A 25,457-nucleotide genomic window follows, 5' to 3' on the forward strand; every position below is an offset into this window, starting at 1 on the left:
AGAAGGAGCGCGGACGTGAGCTACAGCGTGGGACAGGTCGCCGCCGTCGCCGGCGTGACCAAGCGGACACTGCACCACTACGACGAGATCGGGCTGCTGGTGCCGAGCGGGCGCAGCCCCGCGGGGCACCGGCGGTACGAGGACGCCGATCTCGACCGGCTGCAGCGGATCCTGTTCTACCGGGAGCTGGGGTTCCCGCTCGACGAGGTCGCGGAACTCCTGGACGACCCGGGCGCCGATCCGATGGCACACCTGAGGCGGCAGCACGGGCTGCTGACCGAGCGGATCGCCCGGCTCCGGAAGATGGCCGCCGCCGTGGAACACGCCATGGAGGCACGGAAGATGGGCATCAGACTGACCCCCGAGGAGAAGTTCGAGGTCTTCGGCGGCTTCGACCCCGACGCGCATACGGCGGAGGCGGAACGGCGCTGGGGCGGCGGCGACCCCTACCGCGAGTCCCGGCGCAGGGCCGCCGCGTACGGCAAGGAGGACTGGCTGCGGATCAGGGGTGAGACGGACGAGCTCGACGCCCGGATCGCCGCCTTGGCCGACGAGGGCGCCGCCCCGGAGTCCGAGGCCGCCATGGACCTCGCCGAGGAGCACCGGAGGCTGATCGGCCGGTATTTCTACGCGTGCTCGTACGAGATCCACACCGGGCTGGCGGACATGTACGTCGCGGACGAGCGCTTCCGCGCGACGTACGAGGCCGTCCGGCCGGGGATGGCGGCCTTCCTCCGGGACGCGATCCTCGCCAACGCGGTCCGGCAGGCGGGGAGGGTCGACGAAGGGCTGACGAGAGCTGAGGGGGCCCGAGGTGCAGAGGAGGAGTCGACGGCCTGAGGAAGCGCTGAGAGGGGCTGAAGGGGGCCGAGGGGGAGGGGCGGGCGTGGTCCGGTGCCGTGACCGCCCCCGCCCGCCCGCCGCCGTCACGAATGCGGTGCGATCACCACTGCCGTCCCGTACGCGCACACCTCGGTGCCGACGTCCGCCGCCTCGGTGACGTCGAAGCGGAACATCAGCACCGCGTTGGCGCCCCGGGCCCTGGCCTGCTCGACCAGGCGCTCCATCGCCTGGTTGCGGGTCTGGACGAGGGTCTTGGTGAGCCCCTTGAGCTCGCCGCCGATCAGTGACTTCAGGCCGGCGCCGATCTGGCTGCCGACGTGCCGCGAACGCACCGTGAGGCCGAACACCTCACCGATGACGCGCTCGACCCGGTAACCGGGCACGTCGTTCGTCGTGACCACCAGCACATCCGCCTGCTCGTGCTGACCGCCGCCGTACTCGTCGATCCCCATCCCAGCCCACCTTCGTCCGTTCGGTCCGTACGGAAATTCTTCCGCCTGAGGAGCGGGACGCACCCAGGGGTCACCCAGTTGCCCCGACCGGGGGACGCGCGCGGAAGGGCGGGGGCGCGGCCCGGGAGGGACGAGCGGGGGAGCGTGGGCGGCGGCGCCTGGAACCGGGGGAGTACCGGTCGCGTTGCTACCGTTGAGCGGCACGCCTTCTCCCCCCGCCTGTGCCCGGGCCTCGCACGAGCCTGCGCCCATGACCCAGGAGCCTGTCACCGTGACCCCCGTGACCACACTCGCGCTCGGCCCCCAGTGGCTGGACGCGGATTATCTGATCGGCCAGTTCGGCCTGCTCGGTGTGTTGGCGATCGTCTTCGCCGAGTCCGGCCTGCTGATCGGTTTCTTCCTCCCGGGCGACTCGCTCCTCTTCACCACCGGTCTGCTGGTGACCACCGGCAAGCTCGACGACTACCCCCTGTGGGCGGTCTGCGCCATGGTGGTGCTCGCGGCGGTCCTCGGTGACCAGGCGGGGTACCTCTTCGGGCGGAAGGTGGGCCCGGCCCTCTTCCGGCGTCCGGACTCCCGGCTCTTCAAGCAGGAGAACGTCGAGAAGGCGCACGAGTTCTTCGAGAAGTACGGCCCGAAATCACTGGTCCTGGCCCGTTTCGTGCCGATCATCCGGACCTTCACGCCGATCATCGCCGGTGTGAGCCGGATGAACTACCGCTCCTTCCTGATCTTCAACATCATCGGCGGCACCCTGTGGGGCGCCGGTGTGACGCTGCTGGGCGCGGTGCTCGGCAAGATCGAGTTCGTGCGGACCAACATCGAGCTGATGCTGGTCGCGATCGTGCTGGTCTCGGTCGTGCCGGTGGCGATCGAACTGCTGCGCGCCCGGTCCAAGTCGCGCAAGGCCGGACCGGCGCCCGACGCCGGAGGGGTGCCCAGCGGGCCGCAGCCGCCCCGCCGGTACACCGAGGTGCCGCCGCACTACCAGGACGTGCAGCCGTACCCGCTGCGGGAGGCCGAGCCGGAGCAGGAGCGGGCCGACCGGCGGCGGCCGGGGAAGCGGCAGGACGCGCCGCAGCAGCAGCCGGGGGCCGCGCCGCAGTCGCGGCCGGGAGGGGCTCGACAGCCCGGGCCGGTGCCGGACGACGTCCGCGACGTGCGACGGCCGCAGGCGGGGCAGCCCCCGCAGACCGCCCCCTACCCGCAGGCGGGCGGGCAGCCGCACCCGCAGGCGCCTCGGCACCCGCAGTCATCCCGGCCCCCGCAGCCTCCGCAGGCCGGCCAGTACCCCTACGCGCCGACTGCACCGACCGCGCCGATTCCGCAGGTCCCGCAGAGCCCTCAGCACCTCCAGAACCCCCCGTACTCCCCGTACCCCCAGGCCGCGCAGCAGCCGCAGCAGACTCCGTACTCGCAGCAGCCGCACTACGGGCAGCCGCAGCCGCAGCACGCGGTGGACCCCCTGTACTCCCCGTACCCCGGGCCCCCGCAGGGTTCGGCCCTTCAGGATCCGGCCGCCTTTTCGGATCCGACCCTTCAGGGTCCGGCCCTTCAGGATCCGGCCTTGCAGGGTCCGGCCGCCTATTCGGATCCGGCGGATCCGGCCGCACAGGACCCGGACGCACAGGACCCGAACCACGGTCAGCGCGGGCGGCACGCGCGCCGCTGACGTCCGTCCCGTCGCCTCCGCGGCCGCTCCGCCGTCCGGGCGCCCGCCCGTCCGCCCGCGAGAAAACCTTCACCCACAGGGCCACCTGAGTTCACACGCGTCTCGCCACCCCCGCTGGGCACTCGTACTCCTGATCGGGCATGGTTGACCTGGGCAGGAGGCGTGGAGGAGCGCGTGGTGGCTGATCGGCAGCGGGGCGGCGGCCCACCGGATCCCGGCGAGGACCGCAAACCGCAGAGCGACGAGGCGCGCAGCGCGTTCACGCCGCCCCTCGGGGTGCCCATGCCGGCGCCGCCGGAGGACGAGCACCCTACGTCGGAGTTCGCCGTTCCGGACGGCGTGGCGGAGCCGGAGGACCGGCGTCCGGAAGGGTCGGCCTTCAGCCGGCCCGCCTCCCTGTCGTACCCGGAGATCACCCCGCCGCTCGGTACGCCCCTCGTCAGCCTCACGAAGGACGCGTCCTGGCAGGACCGGATGCGGACCATGGTCCGGATGCCGGTCGGCGAGCGGCCGCTGCCCGAGCGCGCGGTCAAGGAGGAAGAGGAGACCGGTCCTGCCGTCCCGCGCGTGCTCGACCTGACCCTGCGCATCGGCGAGCTGCTGCTCGCGGGCGGCGAGGGCGCCGAGGACGTCGAGGCGGCGATGTACGGCGTCGCGCACGCCTACGGGCTGCACCGGTGCGAGCCGAACGTGACGTTCACCCTGCTGTCCGTCAGCTACCAGCCGTCCCTCGTGGACGATCCCGTCACGGCCAGCCGTACGGTGCGCAGGCGTGGCACGGACTACACCCGGCTCTCGGCCGTCTTCCGGCTCGTCCACGACATCACGTCCCACGGGCTCACCCTGGAGGAGGCGTACCGCGGCCTCGCGGAGATCCGTCGCAACCGGCACCCGTACCCCGGCTGGACACTGACCTTGGCCGCCGGGCTGCTCGCCGGCGCGGCGAGCATGCTGGTCGGCGGCGGGGTGGTGGTGTTCCTGGCCGCGGCGGCCGGCGCGATGCTGGGCGACCGGCTGGCCTGGCTCGCCTCGGGGCGCGGACTGCCGGAGTTCTACCAGTTCGTGGTGGCCGCGATGCCGCCCGCGGCGATGGGCGTGGCGCTGAGCACGGCCCAGGACCAGGTGCACGTCCAGGCGTCCGCCGTGATCACGGGTGGGCTGTTCGCGCTAATCCCCGGGCGGGCGCTGGTCGCGGGCGTCCAGGACGGCCTGACCGGTTACTACATCACCGCCTCGGCCCGGCTGCTGGAAGTGATGTACCTGATCGTCGGCATCGTCTGCGGCGTGATGATGGTGCTTTACGGCGGCGTCCGGGTGGGCGGGACCACGCTCGACCCGGAAGCGGCCCTCCAGCGCCAGGAACGTCCGGTGATCCAGATCATCGCCTCGATGCTGCTGGTCTTCGCGTTCGCGCTGCTGCTCCAGCAGGAACGTCACACCGTGCTCTACGCGACGCTGAACGGCGGCGTCGCCTGGGTGGTCTACGGGGCGCTCGCCGACACCGGCGGCCTCGACCCGGTGCCCGCCACGGCCATCGCCGCCGGGCTGGTCGGCCTGTTCGGCCAGTTGTTCTCGCGCTACCAGCACACGTCCGCGCTGCCGTACGTCACGGCGGCGATCGGGCCGCTGCTGCCCGGTAGCGCGGTGTACTTCGCGCTGCTGAACTTCGCCCAGAACGAGCTGGACACCGGCATGGCCAGCCTCACCAAGGCGGCGGCCCTGGCCCTCGCCATCGCCATCGGGGTGAATCTCGGGTCGGAGATGGCCCGGATGTTCCTGGTGGTGCCGGGCGGTGCGGCGTCGCGGCGCGCGGCGAAGCGGACGCGCGGGTTCTGAACCGCCCGGCCGTCGGTCGCACCAGGCGGCCGGGGCCGGGGCCGGGAACGCGGACGCGCGGCCGCCGAGGAGCCCGTCAGGGGCCCTCAGGAGCCGCGCGTTCCGTTCGGCGCGTCTAGATCACCACGGATCAGTGGTGGGAGCCGCCCGCGGCCTCCAGGCGCTTGTAGGACGCCTCGATCTCGGCCTCGGCCTCCGCGCGGCCGACCCACTCGGCGCCCTCGACCGACTTGCCCGGCTCCAGGTCCTTGTAGACCTCGAAGAAGTGCTGGATCTCCAGGCGGTCGAACTCCGACACGTGGTGGATGTCGCGCAGGTGCTCGACGCGCGGGTCGTTGGCCGGGACGCAGAGCAGCTTGTCGTCGCCGCCCGCCTCGTCCGTCATGCGGAACATGCCGATGGCGCGGCAGGTGATGAGGCAGCCCGGGAAGGTGGGCTCGTCCAGGATGACAAGGGCGTCCAGCGGGTCGCCGTCCTCGCCGAGGGTGTTCTCGACGAATCCGTAGTCGGCGGGGTAGCTGGTGGAGGTGAAGAGACGGCGGTCCAGACGGATGCGACCGGTCTCGTGGTCCACCTCGTACTTGTTCCGCGAACCCTTCGGAATCTCGATGGTGACGTCGAACTCCACGAGTGGCTCCTTCATGATCAACACATACGTCTGGTGATTAAGTGTCCCCTACGCAGGTGTGTGGTGGCGAAAGGGGCTGGTCCGTCATGCCCGAGAGCGTCCGGCGGCCGGGCCGGTGGCGGCCCGGCGCCCTGCCTCCGCTGTCCGCCACCGGGCGGTTGGTCGCGGTCTCCACCGTGGTGGGACTGCTGGCCGCGACCGGGGCGGTGGCCGTTTCCGGGCCCTGGGACGGCGGACAGCGTACGGCCGAACGGGTCCGTGCCGCAGCCGCCGACCGGGCGTCGTCCCTGGGGGACGCCCCTCACGGGTCCTCCCGGGCCGGGGCCGTGCTCGCCGGGGTGCCCGGGACGGCCGCGGGGGCGGCGGAGTCCGATGGGGCGGCGGGTTCCGCGGGGGCTTCCGGGAATTCCGGGGCCGGCGGGCCGGGGAGTCCGGTGGGAGCGGCCGGCCTCGCCGCCGCGCTCGAACCGCTGCTCGCCGACGACGCGCTGGGGCCCCGTGTATCGGCGTCCGTCGTCGACGTGGCCACCGGCGACCGGCTGTTCGGGGCGAACGAGGGGGCGGCGGTCACTCCCGCCTCCACCGTCAAGCTCGCCACCTCCGTCGCGGCGCTCTCGGCACTCGGTCCGGACCACCGCATCGAGACCTCGGTGACGCTCGGCACCGACGGCATCGTCCTCGTCGGCGGCGGCGACCCCACCCTCACCGCCCGCCCCTCCCTTCCCGGCCGGGAGCCGACCGGCCTCCCGGCCCTCGCCGACGCCACGGCCCGCGCCGTGAAGGCCCTCGGCACCGACCACACGGCGCTCCGTTACGACGTCTCGCGCTACACCGGGCCCGTGGCACACGCGATCGGCCCCAACGAGAACCTCGCACCGGTCAGCGCCCTCATGGTGGACGAGGGCCGGCTGGACGACAGCGACCACGGCCCCGCGGACCGGACGGCCGACCCCGCCGGGGACGCCGCACGGAAGTTCGCCGCCCTGCTGGGGGAGCGGGGCGTACGCGTCGAGGGCGAGCCCGCCGAGGGCCGCTCGCCCGCCGGCGCCCGGCGGCTGGCCGCCGTCTCCTCCGCCCCGCTCTCCGACCTCGTCGAGCGGGCCCTGACCCACAGCGACAACGACATCGCCGAGGCGCTGGCCCGGCAGACCGCCCTCGCCGACGGGCAGCCCGCGAGCTTCGAGGGCGCGGGGCGGGCGGTGGCCGCCCGGCTGGCGCGGCTCGGCCTGCCGACGGCCGGCGCTCACTTCGCCGACGGCAGCGGCCTCGACCGGGCCGATCGCGTGTCCGCCGACCTCTTGGCCCAACTGCTGGCGCGTGCCGGCGACCGGGGATCGCCAGGGTTGCGGGCGGTGCTCACGGGGCTGCCGGTGGCCGGGTTCAACGGGACGCTTCAGGGGCGTGTGGCCGGTGGCCGGGGGGTGGTGCGGGCCAAGACGGGCACGTTGACTGGGGTGAACGCCTTGGCCGGGACGGCCGTCACAGGGGGCGGACGGTTGCTGACGTTCGCTTTCCTGGCGGACGCGACGTCGGAATCGGAGGGCGCGCAGTGGGCGCTGGACGCGCTGGCGGCGGCGGTCGCCGCCGCCCGTTAAGGGTGCCCCTGTCCCGCCCCTTCCCGTTTCCTGCGGGCCGGCCCCCGCGCCCCCGGGCGGGCCGATTCAGCCCGTCCGGCGTTTGAGGACGAGCGGCGGAGCCGCGATCAGGGGGTCTGGGGCGCAGCCCCCGGGAAGCGGCGAAGGGGTGGGGCCGGGGCAACCGCCCCCCTCCGCAACCGCGCCGCACCACGTACCGTGAACTCATGACGAGCATCGGTGGTGCGGAGATGGTCGACTGGAAGCTCGCGGTGGCGACCGCGACGCGGCTTGTGCGGCCGGGGCCGGAGGTCAGCCGGGACGAGGCCCGCGCGGTGGTCGCGGAGTTGCGGCGGCACGCCAAGGCGTCGGAGGAGCACGTCCGGGAGTTCACCGGGATGACGCCGTCGGGTGCCGGATCGGACACCCCGGTGCTGGTGGTGGACCGGGCGGGCTGGATCCGGGCGAACGTGGCCGGGTTCCGCGCGGTGCTCGGGCCGCTGCTGGAGAAGATGGAGAAGCGCCGGGGCGGTCTGCCGGGCGGCGCCGTGCTGGGGGCGGTCGGCGGCAAGGTGACCGGCGTGGAGCTGGGCATGCTGCTGTCGTTCCTGGCCTCGCGGGTGCTGGGCCAGTACGAGACGTTCGCGCCGGCCACCCGCGACCTGCCGGGCGGTGCGGGCGGCGGCCGGCTGCTGCTGGTGGCGCCGAACATCGTGCACGTGGAGCGCGAACTGGAGGTCGACCCGCACGACTTCAGGCTGTGGGTGTGCCTGCACGAGGAGACCCACCGCACCCAGTTCACCGGTGTGCCGTGGCTGCGCGACCATATCGAGGGCGAGGTCCAGGCGTTCCTCGCCGAGACCGACATCGACCCGGCCACCCTGCTGGAACGGCTGCGCGAGGCCCTCCAGTCGCTGGCCGGCGGGCGGCCGCCGGAGGACGGCGAGGAGCGGGGCGGGCGCAGCATCGTCGAGCTGGTGCAGACCCCCGCCCAGCGGGAGGTGCTGGGGCGGCTGACGGCGGTGATGTCCCTGCTGGAGGGGCACGCGGACTACGTCATGGACGGGGTGGGCCCGCGGGTCGTGCCGTCCGTCACCGAGATCCGCGAGAAGTTCCAGCAGCGCCGGGCCAGCGGCGCGGGCAAGCTGGACCAGGCGCTGCGCAAGCTGCTGGGCCTGGACGCCAAGCTGCGGCAGTACCGTGATGGCGAGCGGTTCGTCCGGGCGGTGGTGGACCAGGTCGGCATGGAGGGCTTCAACAGGGTCTGGACCTCGCCGAACACCCTGCCGACCAAGGCCGAGATCGCCAAACCCGCGGACTGGGTCGCGCGGGTGCACAGCCGGGCCGACGGGTGACGGCCCCACGCCCCTGACGGACGAACGCTCCCGTAATCACCCGTCCGAGGGACCGTGTGCCAGGGGTGGGCGTGCGATGCTCGGGTAAAGGCTCGTCTCTGTCACCATCTACGCACACAGCGTGACGGCGCAGCCCGCACGTCCCCACAACCCCTTCCCGTCAGCTCCTCGTTGGAACGATTGGACACTCGGACATGGGTCCACACCCCGCGGTCGCGGCGATACGCCTGGCGGTCCGCCGCGTACTCCACGACGTCCTCACCCTCGCTCCGTCCGAAACCGCAACCGCAAGCGCCTCCGGCGCCTCCAGGCCCCCGCTCGTCCTGGCCGCCTGTTCAGGCGGCGCCGACTCCATGGCGCTCGCCTCCGCCCTCGCCTTCGAGGCCCCCCGGCTCGGCCTCCGCGCCGGCGGCGTCACCGTCGACCACGGCCTCCAGGAGGGCTCCGACCTCCGCGCCGCCGAGGTGGTCAGCCGCCTCCTCGCCCTCGGCCTCGATCCCGTCGAGGCGCTCCCCGTGACCGTCGGCCGGGAGGGCGGTCCCGAGGCCGCCGCCCGCTACGCCCGCTACGCCGCCCTGGACGAGGCCGCCGAGCGCCACGGCGCCGCGGCCGTGCTCCTCGGTCACACCCGGGACGACCAGGCCGAGACCGTGCTCCTGGGGCTGGCCCGCGGCTCCGGCACCCGCTCGCTGTCCGGGATGGCCGTGGCCTCCGGTGTCGGGGGCCGCTACCGCAGGCCGTTCCTGGGCCTCGACCGGCAGACCGCCCGCAAGGCGTGCATGGTGCAGTCGCTGCCCGTCTGGGACGACCCGCACAACACCGACCCGGCTTACACCCGCTCCCGGGTCCGCCACGAGGCCCTGCCGGTCCTGGAGAAGGCGCTGGGCAAGGGCGTCGTCGAGGCGCTGGCCCGGACCGCCCAGTTGTCCCGCGACGACGCGGACGCCCTCGACTCCTGGGCCGTCGCCGTGGAGCCGTCCGTGCGGGACGACACGGGCGCCCTGGAGGTCGCCAAGCTCTACGCGCTGCCGCCCGCCGTCCGCCGTCGGGTGCTGCGCCGGGCGGCCATCGAGGCCGGTTCCCCGGCCGGGTCCCTCTTCGCGCGGCACATCGAGGAGGTCGACCGTCTGATCACCGGCTGGCGCGGTCAGCGGGCCATCAACCTCCCCGGGCGCGTCGCGGTCCACCGGCATGGTGGCAGACTGGTCCTTCGGCAGGGCTGAATCGAACGACCGTGGGTGACCGCGGGCCGGCCCGGCCGGAACCTGGCCGGGCGGCAGGCGCCCGGACGGCCGGATGAGCCCCAATCGAACGAGAGTGGCGCGGGTGGACGAGAAGGACATGGGCACCGACCTCAAGTCGGTGCTCATCACCAAGGAAGAGATCGACGCGAAGCTGGCCGAGCTGGCCGCGAAGATCGACGCGGAGTACGCGGGCAAGGACCTGCTCATCGTCGGTGTCCTCAAGGGCGCCGTGATGGTGATGGCGGACCTGGCGCGCGCGCTGTCCACCCCCGTCACCATGGACTGGATGGCCGTGTCCTCCTACGGCGCGGGCACCCAGTCCTCCGGCGTGGTCCGCATCCTCAAGGACCTCGACACCGACATCAAGGGCAAGCACGTCCTGATCGTCGAGGACATCATCGACTCCGGCCTGACCCTGTCGTGGCTGCTGTCGAACCTCGGCTCCCGCGAGCCGGCGTCCCTCAACGTCGTCACCCTGCTGCGCAAGCCGGAGGCGGCCAAGGTCGCCATCGACGTGAAGTGGGTCGGTTTCGACATCCCGAACGAGTTCGTCGTCGGTTACGGTCTCGACTTCGCGGAGAAGTACCGCAACCTGCCCTTCGTGGGCACCCTGGCGCCGCACGTCTACGGCGGCTGACCCTCCCCGACCTGGGAGGACGGTATTGCCCCCGAAGGGCCCGGCGATTGCCGGGCCACCGGGAACCCTTCACGGTTTTCCGCCGTTGGAGGAGGGGAAGACGGATTTGTTGACCGTCTGTGGCGGCGTCGGGTGACAATGCTGGGGTACCGTCCGAAGGTCAGTCTTTTCAAGCATTCTTTAGCAAGCACCGCAAGCAAGCACTGCAAGGTCGAGCAGAACACCGTACGCACAGGAACCCCGATCGAGGGGCACCGTGCCTCACTGTGGCAGGAGGGACGGGGCGCTCGCGCCCCGTATGGATGGACGTGAAGCGCTACTTCCGTGGGCCGGTCATGTGGATCGTGCTGGCCGTCCTCGCCGTGGTCGTGTTGATGCAGGTCGTCGGTTCGTCCGGCGGCTACAAGTCGGTGGACACCAGTCAGGTCGTCGCGGCCATCCGTGACGACAGGGTGAAATCGGCCGAGCTGACCACGGGCGACGAAAACAAGATCAAGGTCGAGCTCAAGAGCGGCCAGAAGATCAAGGGCAGCAGCAAGGTCCAGGCCAACTACATCGGCGACCAGGGCGTCCAGCTCTCCAAGATGCTGCAGGACGCGGTCGACCAGAAGAACAAGGACGTCCTCCCCGAGGGCTACAACGTGGCGACGTCCAAGCAGAACCCCTTCATCGGGGTCCTGCTGTCTCTGCTGCCCTTCGTTCTCATCGTCGTCGTCTTCCTGTTCCTGATGAATCAGATGCAGGGCGGCGGCTCCCGGGTGATGAACTTCGGGAAGTCCAAGGCCAAGCTGATCACCAAGGACACGCCGAAGACGACGTTCGCCGACGTGGCCGGGTCCGACGAGGCCGTCGAGGAGCTCCACGAGATCAAGGAGTTCCTCCAGGAGCCCGCCAAGTTCCAGGCCGTCGGCGCCAAGATCCCCAAGGGTGTGCTGCTCTACGGCCCGCCCGGTACCGGCAAGACGCTGCTGGCGCGCGCCGTCGCGGGTGAGGCCGGGGTCCCGTTCTACTCGATCTCCGGTTCCGACTTCGTCGAGATGTTCGTCGGTGTCGGTGCCTCCCGGGTCCGTGACCTGTTCGAGCAGGCCAAGGCCAACGCCCCGGCCATCGTCTTCGTCGACGAGATCGACGCCGTCGGCCGGCACCGCGGCGCGGGCCTCGGCGGCGGTCACGACGAGCGCGAGCAGACGCTGAACCAGCTCCTGGTGGAGATGGACGGCTTCGACGTCAAGGGCGGCGTCATCCTGATCGCGGCCACCAACCGGCCCGACATCCTCGACCCGGCGCTGCTCCGCCCGGGCCGCTTCGACCGGCAGATCGCCGTCGACCGCCCGGACATGCAGGGCCGTCTGGAGATCCTCAAGGTCCACCAGAAGGGCAAGCCGGTCGCCCCGGACGTCGACCTCGCGGCCGTCGCCCGCCGCACCCCCGGCTTCACCGGTGCCGATCTCTCCAACGTGCTGAACGAGGCCGCCCTGCTGACGGCCCGCAGCGACAAGAAACTGATCGACAACCACATGCTGGACGAGGCGATCGACCGTGTCGTGGCCGGACCGCAGAAGCGGACCCGGATCATGAGCGACAAGGAGAAGAAGATCACCGCGTACCACGAGGGCGGACACGCCCTGGTCGCGGCGGCTTCCCCCAACTCCGACCCGGTCCACAAGATCACCATCCTGTCCCGGGGCCGCGCGCTCGGCTACACCATGGTGCTGCCGGACGAGGACAAGTACTCGACCACGCGCAACGAGATGCTCGACCAGTTGGCCTACATGCTGGGCGGCCGCGCGGCCGAGGAGCTGGTCTTCCACGACCCGACCACGGGCGCCGCGAACGACATCGAGAAGGCCACCGCCACGGCCCGCGCGATGGTCACCCAGTACGGCATGACCGAGCGGCTCGGCGCGATCAAGTTCGGCTCCGACAACTCCGAGCCCTTCCTGGGCCGCGAGATGTCGCACCAGCGGGACTACTCGGAAGAGGTCGCCGCGCTGGTCGACGAAGAGGTCAAGAAGCTGATCGAGACCGCGCACAACGAGGCGTGGGAGATCCTGGTCGAGAACCGCGACATCCTCGACAACCTGGTTCTGGCCCTCCTGGAGAAGGAGACGCTGAACAAGGAGGAGATCGCCGAGATCTTCAAGCACGTCGTGAAGCGCCCGGCCCGCCCGGCGTGGACCGGCTCCTCGCGGCGTACGCCGTCCAGCCGCCCGCCGGTGCTCTCTCCCAAGGAGCTCGCCCCGAGCAGCAACGGTGCCGCCGGTGCCACCGGCGTCGACTCGGTGGACCTCCCGGAGGACATCCGCCCCGAGTAGCAGGGCCGCGGGGCCCGGAATGGATGCCGCGTCTCCCAGGTTCTAGCCTGGGGGCGCGGCATTCGCGCATGTGCGCGCTCCTCCGGTCGGGTGAACCGCCGGGTGAACGGGGGAGGGCCGCCGAACGGCGCGTACGCACGAGAGAACGAGGCAACATGATCGATCCGGTGACCCTGGACGGCGAGCGAACCATCGGGCCGTTCGACGAGAAGCGGGCCGAGCAGGCCGTCCGCGAACTGCTCATCGCCGTCGGCGAGGACCCGGACCGGGAGGGCCTGCGGGAGACCCCCGCCCGTGTGGCGCGCGCCTACAAGGAGATATTCGCGGGCCTGCGGCAGGAGCCGGCCGACGTGCTGACCACCACCTTCGATCTGGGCCACGACGAGATGGTGCTGGTCCGGGACATCGAGGTCTACAGCACCTGCGAGCACCACCTCGTCCCGTTCCACGGCGTGGCGCACATCGGCTACATCCCCGCGACCAGCGGGAAGATCACCGGCCTGTCGAAGCTGGCCCGGCTGGTGGACGTCTACGCCCGCCGCCCGCAGGTGCAGGAGCGGCTCACCACGCAGATCGCGGACTCGCTGGTGGAGATCCTGGAGGCGCGGGGCGTCGTCGTGGTGATCGAGTGCGAGCACATGTGCATGTCGATGCGGGGGATCCGGAAGCCCGGCGCGAAGACGATCACGTCCGCGGTGCGGGGCCAGTTGCGGGACCCGGCGTCCCGGGCGGAGGCCATGAGCCTCATCATGGCGGGCCGCTGAGCCTCCGGCTCCGGGAACACGAAGGCCGCCCGCTGCTCCGCGGGCGGCCTGGGGGGAGTCGGGCGGGCGTCACGCGCTGAGGCGGCTGCCCATCCACTGCAGGGTGCCGGGGATCTCACGGCGCCAGGTGTTGAAGTTGTGACCGCCGCTCTCCAGGATCATCGAGGAGACCCGGGTGGGGTGCTTCGCGGCGAGGTCGATGAACTTCATCGTGTCCTTGTAGTTGTGCTCGCCCTGCTTGCTGCTGGTGACCAGCATCGAGATCTTGGGCAGCGGCTTGTGCTTCAGCCGCCAGATCAGGTTGTTCTCCTGCTCCAGCTTCTTGCTGCCGCCGAAGAGGGAACCGGTGGTGGGGTCCTGAGGGGCCTTGTAGTAACCGGACAGCGCGGCGGCGGCGCCGTACGCCTCCGGGTGGCGCATGGCGAGCTTCAGCGCGCAGTAGCCGCCGGTCGAGTCGCCGATCATGCCCCAGTTGGCGGCCTTGGTGCCGATCCGGTACTGCTGCGAGAGCGCCTTGCGGAGGTCCTTGGTGAAGAAGGTCTCGGTCTTGGGGCCGTCGGGTATGTCCATGCACTCGGTGTCCCGGGGCGGGGCGACGGTCGGCCGCATCATCACGAGGATGGTGGGCTGCATCTTCTTGTCCTTGGCCAGCTTGTGCGCCGTCTGCGGGTAGTGCAGGCCCTTGATCAGCGCTTCGGCGGTGCCCGGGTAGCCGGTCAGCACGACGGAGGCCGGAAACTTGCGGTGGGCGAACTCCGGCTGGAAGTACTCCGGCGGCAGGTACACGTAGGCCGGGCTGGCGATCCGCGACTCGGGGCCCTGGATGTTCACCTTCTCGATCCGGCCGGCCACCCGGGGCACCGAGGCCCGGGGCACGTTCACCTGCTGGGTGCCCACCACCTGGACCCGGTGGGCGCCGGAGCTGTGGTCGACCACGACGCCCTGGTCCTGCTCCTGGCCGAAGAGGTCGGCCCAGGAGGCGTAGAAGCCGAAGGAGTAGTTCGCGTAGAGGCCGATGGCGGCGAACAGGGACAACTGGGTGACGAGCAGCATGCCGACGCGGCCCAGGATGGAGCCCACGCTCCGCTTGCCGAGCCGCGGCCAGAGCCAGACGGTCAGCGCGAAGAGCACGACCGCCAGCACAGCGGCCAACAGCAGGACTGTCTTGCTGGTGAGACCCATGAGGTGCTTTCTGCCGAGCGACCCGGCGCCGGGTCGCGGAATGGTTACTTCTATCCGGGCCCGCCGACGGCGGAACCTCCGCCCCGAAACCGTCGTCCTACAGGGCGCACATTGTCCGGAGCGGTACGGCCAGATGCCGTATGCCCACTCGACATGGACGACGGGAAGAGATGTCTGTCAGGGAAGATGGCAAAAAGTCCGATGAGGTTCCTTCGGGTCCGAAGTGGCTGTCGGTGCTTGCCCGCATGGCCAAGGGGCCTCGGCCGGAGCGTGTTCCGGCCGTCGTAGGCACGGTCGCGGCGGTCATCGGTCTGATGGACATCGTCGCCGGCGTCATCCCGAGGTTCCGCTTCAGCAAGATTCACACGCTGGCCGAGGTGCTGCCCGGCGCGGTCACCCAACTGGCCGCCGCGGCGTCGATCGTCGTCGGCATCCTGCTGCTGCTGCTCGCCCACGGCCTCAAGCGCGCGAAGTCGCGTGCCTGGTGGGCCGCGGTCGTCGTGCTGCCGGTGGGCGCCGCCGCCCACCTGATCTACCGGCACTCCATCGTGGGCGCCGTCTTCTCGCTGCTGCTCTTCGCCTACCTGGTGCGGCACCGGAACGCGTTCACCGCGCTGCCCGACCCGCGCAGCCGCTGGAAGGCGCTGGCCAACTTCATCCTCATGGGCGGCGCCAGCTTCGCCCTCGGCTGGGTGATCGTGGGCTCGCACCCCAATCAGATGGTCGGCGACCCGCCGGTCACCGAGCAGATCGAGCACGTCCTGTGGGGCCTCTTCGGCTTCGAGGGCTCGATCCGCTACACCGGCGGCGTCGACTACGTCGTCGGCTACTCGCTCGGCGCCCTCGGCCTGCTGACCGTGGCCACCACCGCGTTCCTGGCCTTCCGACCGGAGTACCCGGCGGCCGTCCTCACCGAGGAGGACGAGGACCGGCTGCGCGAGCTGCTGGCCAAGCACGGCGACCGCGACTCGCTGGGCCACTTCGCGCTCCGCCGCGACAAGAGCGTCGTCTTCTCCCCGTCGGGCAAGGCCGCCGTCTCCTACCGCGTGGTCTCCGGCGTCATGCTCGCCAGCGGTGACCCGATCGGCGACGTCGAGGCGTGGCCGGGCGCGATCGAGAAGTTCATGGAGCTGGCCAAGCGCCACTCCTGGACCCCGGCCGTCAACGGATGCAGCGAGACCGGTGGCGAGGTCTGGACCCGCGAGACCGGTCTCGACGCCCTGGAGATGGGCGACGAGGCCATCGTCGAGGTCGCCGACTTCAGCCTCAGCGGCCGGGCCATGCGCAACGTCCGCCAGATGGTCAAGCGCATCGAGCGCAACGGCTACACCACCAAGGTCCGGCGCGTCGGCGACCTGAGCCCCGAGGAGCTCGCGGTCGTCCAGAAGGCCGCCAACGCCTGGCGCGACACCGAGGAGGAGCGCGGCTTCTCCATGGCGCTCGGCCGCATCGGCGACCCCAAGGACCTGGACGCCATCATCGCCACCGCCCACAAGGACGTCGAGGAGGGCGAGAACGCGCCCTTCGGCGACCTGCGGGCCATGCAGCACTACGTGCCGTGGGGCAAGGACGGCAGCTCCCTGGAGCTGATGCGCCGCGACCGCAGCGCCGACCCGGGCATGAACGAGCTGCTGATCGTCGCCTTCCTCCAGGCGGCCCCCGAGCTGAAGATCAAGCGCCTGTCGCTGAACTTCGCGTTCTTCCGCTCCGCCCTGGAGCGCGGGAGCAAGCTGGGCGCCGGCCCGGTCGTCCGGATCCAGCGCGGGGTGCTGATCTTCCTGTCGCGCTGGTTCCAGATCGAGTCGCTGTACAAGTTCAACGAGAAGTTCCGGCCGCGCTGGGAGCCGCGCTTCATCGTCTTCCCGAACAGCCGCGACCTGCCGCGCATCGGCTTCGCGATGATGCAGGCGGAGGGCTTCCTGGAGCTGCCGCGGCTGCTGCGCCGCCGCCCGGCCCCGCCCAAGCCGAGCTTCGTCGACGACGACTCGACGGTGGAGCAGGCGGAGGTCACGCGCGCCGCGTGAGTGCCCGCCGGCCCTTCGCCGGTGCTTCGAGAGCCCTTCCCGGAACCGCATCCGGGGAGGGCTCTCGCCGTGTCGGCCGGTCGTCGCCGCTTCCGGCCCACGGCCTACGCTGGTGGGCATGAGTACCTTGCACGCTCGGATCGGGCCCGTCGGTCTGCCGCGGTGGGACCGCTGCGCGGTGATGGGCGTGGTCAACGTGACGCCCGACTCGTTCTCCGACGGGGGCCGCTGGTTCGACCCCGCCGAGGCGGTCAAGCGGGGCCTGGACCTCGTCGCCGGGGGTGCCGACCTGGTCGACGTGGGCGGCGAGTCCACCCGGCCGGGTGCCACGCGGGTGGACGAGGCCGAGGAGCGGCGCCGGGTGGTCCCGGTGGTGCGCGAGCTGGCCGGTGAGGGCGTCGTGGTCTCGGTCGACACCATGCGGGCCTCGGTCGCGGAGGCGGCCCTGGAGGCCGGCGCCGGGCTGGTCAACGACGTGAGCGGCGGGCTCGCCGACCCGGCGATGGTCCCGATGGCGGCGCAGGCCCGGGTGCCGTTCGTGGTGATGCACTGGCGCGGCTTCAGCGCGGACATGAACAGCCGGGCGGTCTACGACGACGTGGTCGGCGAGGTGGTCGACGAGCTGCGGCGGCGGGTGGACGCGGTGGTGGCGGGCGGTGTCGAGCCGGAGCGGCTGGTGGTCGACCCGGGGCTGGGCTTCGCCAAGAACGCCGGGCACGACCTGGCGCTGGTCGCCCGACTGGACCGGCTGCGGGCGGAGCTGGGGCTGCCGTTGCTGGTGGCGGCCTCCCGCAAGCGCTTCCTGGGCCGGGTGCTGGCGGGCCCGGACGGCACCCCGCCGCCGGCCCGGGAACGGGACGCGGCGACCGCCGCGGTCTCCGCGCTGGCCGCGCGTGAGGGTGCGTGGGCGGTGCGCGTGCACGAGGTGGGCGCGAGCGCGGACGCCGTGCGCGTGGTGAGCGCCGTGGAAGCCGCGCGCACCGGAGCCCCCGAGGGGGCGGTGTGAGCTCGGCGCGCACGGACGCCGAGCGGGTCGAGCTCGCCAACACGGCCCTCTACGAGGCGGTGGAGCGCGGCGACACCGAGGCCATGCACCGGATGTGGCTGGACGACCCCGGTACCGAGGTCTCGTGCGTGCACCCGGGCTGGCCGGTGCTGCGCGGCCGGGGCGAGGTACTGCGGTCCTACGCGCTGATCATGGCGAGCACCGACTACATCCAGTTCTTCCTGACCGATGTCGAGGTGTCGGTGGCCGGTGACACGGCCCTGGTGACCTGCACCGAGAACATCCTCAGCGGGGCGCCCGCCGAGTCCGAGGGGGAGCTGGGCCCGCTGGTGGGCCAACTGGTCGTGGCGACCAACGTCTTCCGCCGGGTGGGGTCGGAGTGGAAGGTGTGGTCGCACCACGGTTCACCGGTGCTGGCGGGCCGGGACGACGAGGACTACGCGGAGCGCGAGGAGGGTCCGGAGGACCTGGACGGCGGCTCCGGGCCGGTCGGGCCGCTCGGCTGAGGGCCGCCCGCGCGGACGGTTGTGTTCGAGCCGGATCCCGGGGCCCGCGGGGGGCGCTCGGCCGTGGCGCGCGGGGGCCGGCGCGTCATCGTCACGCGTCAGTGTGATGGATCCGTGACCACTCGTTCGAGCTGCTTCCAGGGCGGGTATGGGTGCTCGTACACCGGCCGGGGAACGCGGCGGACGCCGGTGACCAGCGTCACGGCGGCGTCCGGGCCGGAGCCCCCGCGGCCGGACGCTGTCGGTGCTCGCAGGTAGATTCGACGTTGGGTATCCCGGTCGAAGGCCGGGGACGGGTGACGCTCCGGCCGCCGCCGGGCGTCCCTCCCCCGTGGCCGCGAGGGCACGGGAGGTACCCGTCACCGACGACCAGCAGGAGTGATTCGTGTGGACCGTGTCGCGCTGCGCGGCTTGAAGGCTCGCGGGCACCATGGGGTCTTCCCCCGAGAACGCGAGGAAGGCCAGACCTTCGTCGTGGATCTCGTGCTGAGCCTGGACACCCGGCCCGCCGCGGCCGGCGACGACCTCACGAAGACCGTCCACTACGGCATCGTGGCCGAGGAGGTCGTCGGCATCGTGCAGGGCGAGCCGGTCGACCTCATCGAGACCCTCGCCGAGCGGATCGCCGAGCAGTGCCTGAAGCACGAGCCGGTGCGGGAGGTCGAGGTGGTCGTCCACAAGCCGGACGCCCCGATCACCGTGCCCTTCGACGACGTGACCGTAACGATCACCCGGAGCCGAGTATGAGCAGCAGCGACCCGACCGTGCAGCCGGTGCCCGCCTCCGTGGTGGAGCAGGTGGACGCCGCCGACGTGACCCTGAGCAACCCGCAGTGGGCCGTGCTGTCGCTCGGCAGCAACCTGGGCAACCGCCTGGAGACGCTGCAGGGTGCCGTCGACGCCCTGGAGGACACGCCCGGCCTGCGGGTGAAGGCGGTCTCCCCGGTCTACGAGACGGAGCCCTGGGGTGTCGAGCCCGGCTCGCAGCCTGCCTACTTCAACGCCGTGGTGCTGGTGAAGACCACGCTCCCGCCGGCCTCGCTGCTGGAGCGCGGGCACGCCATCGAAGAGGCGTTCGAGCGGGTGCGCGACGAGCGCTGGGGGCCGCGCACCATCGACGTGGACATCGTCACCTACCAGGACGTGATTTCCGACGATCCGCTGCTGACGCTTCCGCATCCGCGCGCGCACGAGCGTGCCTTCGTACTGGTTCCGTGGTACGACGTGGATCCGGATGCTGTTGTTCCGGGACGCGGGCCGGTGGCCGACCTGCTGGCCGGGCTGGCCCGCGAGGGCGTACGGCCGCGGGTGGACCTGGAACTCCGGCTGCCCGAGTAGCCGTTGGGCGAGTGGCGGCACGAGTGCCACGGGCGTATGTACGGCTATGACCGGTAAAGACCGATACAGACCGATGAAGACGACACAGACGACGCAGACGACGAGGGGCTGACGGCTCGGTGAAGCAACTTCGGATCGGGGTGCTGCTCGGCCTGTTCGCCGCGGCCGGAGTGCTGTCCTGGGCGGGTGCCCGCCTCTGGGACGCCTTCGACACGCTGCCGAGCGTGCCGGTCGCGGCGCCGATCGTGCTGGCCGTGATCGCCGTCGTCCTCTTCGCGACGGCCGTCTCGCTCCGCGCCCGGCTGCGCGCCCAGCGCGAGCGCCGTCCCGGCGCCAAGGGCGTCGACCCGCTGCTGGCGGCCAGGGCCGTGGTGTTCGGCCAGGCCAGCGCCCTCGTCGCGGCGCTGGTGTCCGGCGCGTACGGCGGGGTGGGGGTCTTCCTGCTGCTGGACGGCATGGAGACCGATGCCCGACGGGAGCAGACGATCTACGCCGGGGCCTCGGTGCTGGCCGGTGCCTGTGTGGTGGCCGCGGCGTTCTTCATGGAGCGGGTCTGCAAGCTGCCGGAGGACGACGACGAGGGGCCGGGGGAGGGGAAGCCCGCCTAGGCTCCCGCTCCTCCCCTGTCCGGCGGGTTCCGGCGGGCTCAGCTCGGCGAGGCGGCCCGCAGGTCCCCGCCGGACGGCTTTGCCCGGCCGGCCCGCCGTGCGTCGTCCCCGACCGAGCGGCGCAGGGCGCCGTGCAGGCTCGTCGGGGTGAGGACGCCGAGGAAGTGGTCCCTGCGGTCGCCGTCGAGCACGGCGATCCACCCGGCGTCGTGCTGGAGCATGGTGCTGAACGCCTGCTTCAGCGAGGCCCCCAGCGGCAGCCAGGCGTCCATGTGCCGGGCGTGGTCCCGCACGGTGCCGCCGCTCGCCCGGACGATCGCGTCCGCGGCCACCCAGCCGTGCAGCCGCTCTCCGTCGTCGAGCACGACGGCCCAGTCGGCGTGCTCGCCGGCGAGCACGCCGAGGGCGGCCTCCACCGGGTCGTCCAGGTGGACGACGGGAGGCTGCTCCAGGTCGCCGCGTTCGATCGGGGTGACGGAGAGCCGCTTCAGACCGCGGTCGGCACCGACGAAGTCGGCGACGTAGGGCGTGGCGGGGGCGCCGAGCACCACCGAGGGCGCGTCAAGCTGTTCGATGCGGCCGTGGCCGTAGACCGCTATGCGGTCGCCCAGCCGGACCGCCTCCTCGATGTCATGGGTGACGAAGAGCACGGTCTTGCGCACCTGTGACTGAAGCCGCAGGAATTCGTTCTGGAGGCGTTCGCGGACGACCGGGTCGACCGCGCCGAACGGTTCGTCCATCAGGAGGACGGGCGGGTCGGCGGCGAGGGCCCGGGCGACGCCGACGCGCTGCCGCTGACCGCCGGAGAGCTGGTCGGGGTAGCGGCCGCCGTGCACGGCGGGGTCGAGACCGACCAGCTCCAGCAGCTCGGCGGCGCGGTCGCGGGCCTTCTTGCGCTGCCAGCCGAGCAGGTGCGGCACGGTGGCGGTGTTGTCGAGCACCGTCTTGTGCGGGAACAGCCCGACCTGCTGGATCACGTAGCCGATGCGCCGGCGGAGGGCGACCGGGTCGGTCTCCGCGATGTCCGCGCCGTCCAGCAGGATGCGGCCCTCGGTGGGTTCGATCAGCCGGTTGACCATCTTCATCGTGGTGGTCTTGCCGCAGCCGGACGGCCCGACGAGCGTGACCAGCTCGCCCTCCGCCACTTCGAAGGACAGGTCGTCCACGGCGGTCGTGCCATCGGCGTAGCGCTTGGTGACGTGCTCGAATCGGATCACGCCCCCCATTGTTGCCACAACCTCCCCGGTCGTGACGGGTCGGCCGCCCGGCTGTGCGACGGCCCACAGGCGATTGTCAGTGGTGGGCGTTAGGGTCGCCAGTGACCGTCGGTGAAGGCCAAGGGGGAGGTGAGCGCGCATGGCGGAGCAGGGCGGCAACTGCCTGATCGACAATGACTGGATCTGCGGCGAGTACGTGCGGACGCGGAGCCAGGAGCTCGTGGACGCGACCCTGCAGCACATCGGCATCACGCTGGCGTCCGTCGGCATCGGGCTGCTCATCGCGTTCCCGCTGGCGCTGGCGGCCCGCCGCTGGCGCGGTGTCGCGGGCCCGGTGCTCGGGCTGACCACGGTGCTCTACACGATCCCCTCGCTGGCCATGTTCTCGCTGCTGGTGCCCGTCTTCGGGCTCTCGGCGGCCGTGGTGGTCACCGGTCTGGTGCTCTACTCGCTGACGATCCTGGTGCGGAACATCCTGGCCGGCCTGGCCGCCGTGCCGGAGGAGGCCCGGGAGGCGGCGCGCGGCATGGGGTACGGGCCGGTGCGGATGCTGTTCGGGGTGGAGCTGCCGCTCGCCCTGCCGGCGGTGATGGCGGGCGTCCGGATCGCCACCGTGTCCACGGTCTCACTGACCACCGTCGGCGCGCTCACCGGCTACGGCGGGCTGGGCAACCTGATCTACGAGGGGATGCACAGCATCTTCAAGGCCCAGGTGCTGACCGCCTCGGTGCTCTGCGTCCTGCTGGCCGTCGTGGCGGACGTCCTGCTGCTGGGGCTCCAGCGGCTGCTGACGCCGTGGACGCGGAAGCAGCGTGGGTCACGCGGATCGCGTGGACCACGGGGACGGTGGGGGCGGGGGCGGCGGGGCCTGTCCGGCGAAGCGCGGACGGCGCGGCCGGCGCGTGACGAGCGGAAGGCGGTGGCCTGATGGACGTCGTCACCAGGACGTGGACGTGGCTCTCCACCGGTGCGCACTGGTCCGGCCCGGACGGGGTCTGGCACCGTCTCGCCGAGCACCTCCAGTTGACCGTGGTGTGCCTGGTCCTCTCCTGTGCCATCGCCCTGCCCCTCGCCGTGGTGCTGGGGCACACCGGCCGGGGCGGCGCGCTGGCCGTCAACCTCTCCAACGCGGGCCGGGCGGTGCCCACGTTCGCGGTGCTGGTCCTGCTGACCCTGGGCCCGCTGGGTACGTACGACTCATGGCCCACCGTCATCGCCCTCGTCCTGTTCGCGATACCCCCGCTGCTGACGAACGCCTACGTGGGCATGCGCGAGGTGGACCGCGATGTGGTGGAGGCCGCCCGGGGGATGGGGATGTCGGGGCGGCAGGTGATCGGCCGGGTCGAACTGCCGCTGGCGATGCCGATGGTGATGACCGGCGTGCGGTCGGCAGCCGTGCAGGTGGTGGCGACCGTCTCCATCGCCGCGATGGTCGGCGGCGGCGGGCTGGGGCGGATCATCACCGCCGGTTTCCGCCTCACCGACACCCCGCAGGTGGTGGCCGGCGCCCTGCTGGTGGCCGCCCTCGCCCTGATGGTGGAGGGATTGTTCGTGCTGCTGGAGCGGTGGCTGGGACGCCGACGGCGGCGTGCGGCCGCCGGGACGGGCCGGATACCGGACGCCTCCCCCGATGCCTCGTCCGACGCCTTGCCGGCCGCCGGCGGCCCCGCCTGAGTGCGGGAGCTCCGGCCGGGCAAGTGAGCTGACGAACCGTCAACTGATGCAACGTCATACCGAGGACGTACCGGCGGCCGGGGTGCCGGCCGTGCCGGGCGTTCGCCGACATGGATGGAGAGCCCCATGACCAGCACCACCCCCCGCCGCGCGCGGACCGCGCGCGCAGCGCTGGCGGCGGCGGGAGTCGCCGCCCTGACGGCGGGCCTGGCCGCGTGCGGCGGGGACAGCCTGGAGAAGTCCGGGGGCGGTGACGGGGGATCCACCGCGTCGGGCCGGGGATCCCTGGTGATCGGATCCGCCTCGTTCACCGAGTCGAAGGTGCTCGCGGAAATATACGCGGGCCTGTTGAAGGACGCCGGATATTCCCCCTCGATCAAGACGGTGGACGCGCGGGAGCTGTATGAACCGGCGCTGGAGAAGGGGCAGATCGATGTCGTCCCGGAGTACGCGGCGACGCTCGCCGAATTCCTGAACAAGAAGCAGAACGGGAAGGACGCCCCGCAGGTCGCCTCGGCGGACTCGGACACCACGCTGAAGGCGCTGCGGAAACTCGCCGAACCGCGGGGACTCAAGGTGCTGGACGCCGGCCGGGCCGTGGACCAGAACGCGTTCGCCGTGTCGGCCGACTTCGCGAGGAAACACCAGCTCAAGACGCTTTCGGACCTCGGCGCGTCGAAGGAGTCGATCAAGCTCGCGGCGGGGGACGAGTGCACCGGACGGCCCTTCTGCAAGCCGGGCCTGGAGAAGACCTACGGCATCCGCGTCACGGGCATAGACCCCTTGGAGGTCGGCAGTACCCAGGCCAAGCAGGCGGTCAGGAACGGCAAGGACCAGATGGTCCTCACGACGACCACCGACGCCACGCTGGAACAGTTCGGTCTTGTCGTGCTTGAAGACGACAAGAAACTGCAGAACTCCGACAACGTGCTGCCGGTGGTGAATGCGCGGAAGGCGGGTTCGTCGCAGGTCGTGGAAGCGCTCGGCAAACTCAACAAGGTGCTGACCACCGAGGACCTCACCGAACTCAACAAGAAGGTGGACGCCCAGCGGCTCAAGCCGGCGGATGTGGCCGCGCGGTACCTCAAGGACAAGGGGCTGGTGGGGAAGTAGCCGGGAAGTGGCGGGGAAGAAGAGAGGCGCAAGTGGGAGCCGGGTGAGGCGCGTAGGGAACAAGTAAGATGAAGGGAACGGTTTGGTGCCGGAGTCACACTTTCGCCGCAACGCACGGTAAGTTTCTGGCCATGCCACGAGGACGCCACCGCCATTCCACATCCCTGCATCGGCTTCTTCCCTCTTCGCTGGTCGCCGCGACCTCGGTCGCCTGCGCGGCCGGGGCCTGGACGGTGGGCGAAACGGTCGTCATACGCGGGCTCGCCGCGGGTGCCGCCGTGGCGGCCGTGGTCGGCTCGGTGCTGATGCGCCGTTGGGACCGGTCGGCGGGCAAGCGGGTCGCCCAGCTCACCGCGGCCCGCGCCCGCGACGAGTGGAAGACGGACGAGCGTCTCGCCGAGCTCGAAACGGACCTGGAGGAGACCCGCCAGGCCCGCGCCCGCCTGGAGGCCAAGCTCCGCGGCAAGCGCGCCGAGCTGGCCCGGCTCCGCACCGAGCACGCCGACCTGCTGCGCCGCTACGCCACCGCCGAGACCCAGCGGGCCAGCGCCCTGGAGGGGCGGCGGCTGTTGGAGAACGGCCGCACCGCCGGCGCCGCGGGCGAGGCCTCGGAAGCCGGCGTGGCCGGGCCCGCCGGCGAGACGGACGAGAAGGCCGGGGTGCCGAAGGCCGCGCGCGCCCTGGAGTCCGCGATGCAGGCCCGCACGCTGGTGCGGGCCCGTTCGGACGGGCGGGTCGGCGAGCGGGAGTACCGCAGGGCGGCGGACGCGCTGCGGGATCTCTCGCGGAACGGGGCCGTGCAGCGGGAGGCCGAGGAGCGGGCTTCTGCGGGGTCGGGGCCGGCGGCTCTCGGGCCTGTGCCGGCGCCCGTCGTGCCGACCGCGCGGCCTGTCGTGCCGACTGTGCCGGCGGCGCAGCACGTCGAGCCGACCGCGCCGGCCGCTCCCACGCCTGACGCGTCCGAGGCGGGCGCCTCCGCGCCTGTCGTGCCCGAGGTGCCTGTCGTGCCCGAGCCCGTCGCGCCTACGGGCCCTGAGACCGCAGGCCCCGAGACCGCGCGCCCTGAGGCCGCCGGTCCCGAAGCCGAGGTGCGGCCCGAGGCGGCCGTCGCCGTGCGCGATCCCCGTGGCGGCGTCGTGGACACCCGGCCGGCCATGCCCGTGCGCCGTCCGGCGCCGCCCGTGCAGCGGCGGACCGGCGGGTTCGACTTCTTCGGTACGCAGCACCGGGCCAAGCAGGCCGCTGCCGCGGCGAAGGCGGCTGTCGAGGAGCAGGACCTCGCCGATGTGGTGGGCGAGGAGGCGTTGGCCGCCGAGCGCGGCCGTGCCGGGCGGGCGACCGCCGACGAGCGGGTCATCGATCTGACGGCTCATGACGAGACCGAGCAGATCGACGTGGTGGAGCTGCGCGACGCGATCTGAGGTGCCTGCGGCGGGCCGTGCCCCGGTCCCTCGCCTTCGCCGATTCCTG

The 25,457-nt window shown here is 72.0% G+C and carries 23 protein-coding genes; 19 read left to right on the top strand and 4 right to left on the bottom strand.

The window, feature by feature from the left end:
* Positions 1 to 15 precede the first annotated feature (15 nt).
* Entirely contained in the window at positions 16 to 840 is an 825-nt protein-coding gene (locus ACZ6X9_RS25385) for a MerR family transcriptional regulator (protein ID WP_469780297.1), read from the top strand.
* 86 nt (positions 841 to 926) lie between these two features.
* Here the strand turns inward: ACZ6X9_RS25385 and ACZ6X9_RS25390 are convergent, their stop codons facing one another.
* A complete protein-coding gene (locus tag ACZ6X9_RS25390; protein WP_004940357.1) occupies positions 927 to 1,295 on the bottom strand; it encodes a YbjQ family protein in 369 nt (122 codons plus the stop codon).
* A gap of 250 nt (positions 1,296 to 1,545) precedes the next feature.
* Between ACZ6X9_RS25390 and ACZ6X9_RS25395 the strand changes: the two genes are divergently transcribed.
* Both ACZ6X9_RS25395 and ACZ6X9_RS25400 read left to right on the top strand, forming a co-directional pair.
* Positions 1,546 to 2,967, top strand: coding sequence for a DedA family protein (locus tag ACZ6X9_RS25395; RefSeq protein WP_469780298.1), 1,422 nt, complete (start codon positions 1,546 to 1,548; stop codon positions 2,965 to 2,967).
* Positions 2,968 to 3,141: 174 nt separating this feature from the next.
* Entirely contained in the window at positions 3,142 to 4,803 is a 1,662-nt protein-coding gene (locus tag ACZ6X9_RS25400) for a threonine/serine exporter family protein (RefSeq protein WP_469780299.1), read from the top strand.
* Positions 4,804 to 4,933: 130 nt separating this feature from the next.
* Here ACZ6X9_RS25400 and ACZ6X9_RS25405 read toward each other — a convergent pair whose 3' ends face one another.
* Positions 4,934 to 5,431, bottom strand: a complete 498-nt coding sequence (locus tag ACZ6X9_RS25405; protein ID WP_004940362.1) for an inorganic diphosphatase — start codon at positions 5,429 to 5,431, stop codon at positions 4,934 to 4,936.
* Between the two features lie 86 nt (positions 5,432 to 5,517).
* Between ACZ6X9_RS25405 and dacB the strand changes: the two genes are divergently transcribed.
* From dacB to folE, 6 genes are all read left to right on the top strand, one after another.
* Entirely contained in the window at positions 5,518 to 7,026 is a 1,509-nt protein-coding gene (dacB, locus tag ACZ6X9_RS25410) for a D-alanyl-D-alanine carboxypeptidase/D-alanyl-D-alanine endopeptidase (protein WP_469780300.1), read from the top strand.
* Between the two features lie 206 nt (positions 7,027 to 7,232).
* Positions 7,233 to 8,360, top strand: a complete 1,128-nt coding sequence (locus tag ACZ6X9_RS25415; protein WP_469780301.1) for a zinc-dependent metalloprotease — start codon at positions 7,233 to 7,235, stop codon at positions 8,358 to 8,360.
* A gap of 194 nt (positions 8,361 to 8,554) precedes the next feature.
* On the top strand, positions 8,555 to 9,583 hold the full coding sequence (tilS, locus tag ACZ6X9_RS25420) for a tRNA lysidine(34) synthetase TilS (protein ID WP_469780302.1): 1,029 nt from the start codon (positions 8,555 to 8,557) through the stop codon (positions 9,581 to 9,583).
* A gap of 118 nt (positions 9,584 to 9,701) precedes the next feature.
* Positions 9,702 to 10,241: a hypoxanthine phosphoribosyltransferase gene (gene hpt, locus ACZ6X9_RS25425; RefSeq protein WP_185942466.1), complete on the top strand. Its 540-nt coding sequence runs from the start codon at positions 9,702 to 9,704 to the stop codon at positions 10,239 to 10,241.
* 302 nt (positions 10,242 to 10,543) lie between these two features.
* On the top strand, positions 10,544 to 12,556 hold the full coding sequence (gene ftsH / locus ACZ6X9_RS25430) for an ATP-dependent zinc metalloprotease FtsH (protein ID WP_436781622.1): 2,013 nt from the start codon (positions 10,544 to 10,546) through the stop codon (positions 12,554 to 12,556).
* Between the two features lie 155 nt (positions 12,557 to 12,711).
* Entirely contained in the window at positions 12,712 to 13,320 is a 609-nt protein-coding gene (folE, locus tag ACZ6X9_RS25435; RefSeq protein WP_469780303.1) for a GTP cyclohydrolase I FolE, read from the top strand.
* 69 nt (positions 13,321 to 13,389) lie between these two features.
* On the opposite strand, the gene ACZ6X9_RS25440 is transcribed toward folE, so the two are convergent.
* Positions 13,390 to 14,502 (bottom strand): alpha/beta hydrolase, encoded by a 1,113-nt coding sequence (locus ACZ6X9_RS25440; protein ID WP_469780304.1) that lies wholly within the window; start codon positions 14,500 to 14,502, stop codon positions 13,390 to 13,392.
* A gap of 170 nt (positions 14,503 to 14,672) precedes the next feature.
* Between ACZ6X9_RS25440 and ACZ6X9_RS25445 the strand changes: the two genes are divergently transcribed.
* From ACZ6X9_RS25445 to ACZ6X9_RS25470, 6 genes are all read left to right on the top strand, one after another.
* Positions 14,673 to 16,526, top strand: coding sequence for a phosphatidylglycerol lysyltransferase domain-containing protein (locus ACZ6X9_RS25445; RefSeq protein WP_469780305.1), 1,854 nt, complete (start codon positions 14,673 to 14,675; stop codon positions 16,524 to 16,526).
* 118 nt (positions 16,527 to 16,644) lie between these two features.
* On the top strand, positions 16,645 to 17,532 hold the full coding sequence (gene folP / locus ACZ6X9_RS25450; protein ID WP_469780306.1) for a dihydropteroate synthase: 888 nt from the start codon (positions 16,645 to 16,647) through the stop codon (positions 17,530 to 17,532).
* Positions 17,529 to 18,038, top strand: coding sequence for a nuclear transport factor 2 family protein (locus ACZ6X9_RS25455; protein WP_469780307.1), 510 nt, complete (start codon positions 17,529 to 17,531; stop codon positions 18,036 to 18,038). The genes folP and ACZ6X9_RS25455 overlap by 4 nt, the downstream gene beginning before the upstream one ends.
* Positions 18,039 to 18,425: 387 nt before the next feature.
* A complete protein-coding gene (gene folB, locus ACZ6X9_RS25460) occupies positions 18,426 to 18,785 on the top strand; it encodes a dihydroneopterin aldolase (RefSeq protein WP_469780308.1) in 360 nt (119 codons plus the stop codon).
* Entirely contained in the window at positions 18,782 to 19,375 is a 594-nt protein-coding gene (gene folK, locus ACZ6X9_RS25465; RefSeq protein ID WP_433021857.1) for a 2-amino-4-hydroxy-6-hydroxymethyldihydropteridine diphosphokinase, read from the top strand. The genes folB and folK overlap by 4 nt, the downstream gene beginning before the upstream one ends.
* Positions 19,376 to 19,494: 119 nt before the next feature.
* Complete coding sequence (locus ACZ6X9_RS25470) at positions 19,495 to 19,983, top strand: DUF3180 domain-containing protein (RefSeq protein ID WP_469780309.1); 489 nt, start codon at positions 19,495 to 19,497, stop codon at positions 19,981 to 19,983.
* Between the two features lie 38 nt (positions 19,984 to 20,021).
* Here ACZ6X9_RS25470 and ACZ6X9_RS25475 read toward each other — a convergent pair whose 3' ends face one another.
* Positions 20,022 to 21,200, bottom strand: a complete 1,179-nt coding sequence (locus ACZ6X9_RS25475; protein WP_469780310.1) for an ABC transporter ATP-binding protein — start codon at positions 21,198 to 21,200, stop codon at positions 20,022 to 20,024.
* 139 nt (positions 21,201 to 21,339) lie between these two features.
* On the opposite strand from ACZ6X9_RS25475, the gene ACZ6X9_RS25480 reads away from it, so the two are divergent.
* The 4 genes from ACZ6X9_RS25480 (at position 21,340) to ACZ6X9_RS25495 (ending at position 25,408) form a co-directional block, all read left to right on the top strand.
* Positions 21,340 to 22,128 (top strand): ABC transporter permease, encoded by a 789-nt coding sequence (locus tag ACZ6X9_RS25480; RefSeq protein ID WP_469780311.1) that lies wholly within the window; start codon positions 21,340 to 21,342, stop codon positions 22,126 to 22,128.
* Positions 22,128 to 22,874: an ABC transporter permease gene (locus ACZ6X9_RS25485; protein ID WP_469780312.1), complete on the top strand. Its 747-nt coding sequence runs from the start codon at positions 22,128 to 22,130 to the stop codon at positions 22,872 to 22,874. The genes ACZ6X9_RS25480 and ACZ6X9_RS25485 overlap by 1 nt, the downstream gene beginning before the upstream one ends.
* 126 nt (positions 22,875 to 23,000) lie before the next feature.
* A complete protein-coding gene (locus ACZ6X9_RS25490; protein WP_469780313.1) occupies positions 23,001 to 23,987 on the top strand; it encodes an ABC transporter substrate-binding protein in 987 nt (328 codons plus the stop codon).
* 131 nt (positions 23,988 to 24,118) lie between these two features.
* On the top strand, positions 24,119 to 25,408 hold the full coding sequence (locus ACZ6X9_RS25495; protein ID WP_469780314.1) for a hypothetical protein: 1,290 nt from the start codon (positions 24,119 to 24,121) through the stop codon (positions 25,406 to 25,408).
* Positions 25,409 to 25,457: the final 49 nt, after the last annotated feature.

This window comes from Streptomyces sp. NPDC052910, from assembly GCF_055585605.1.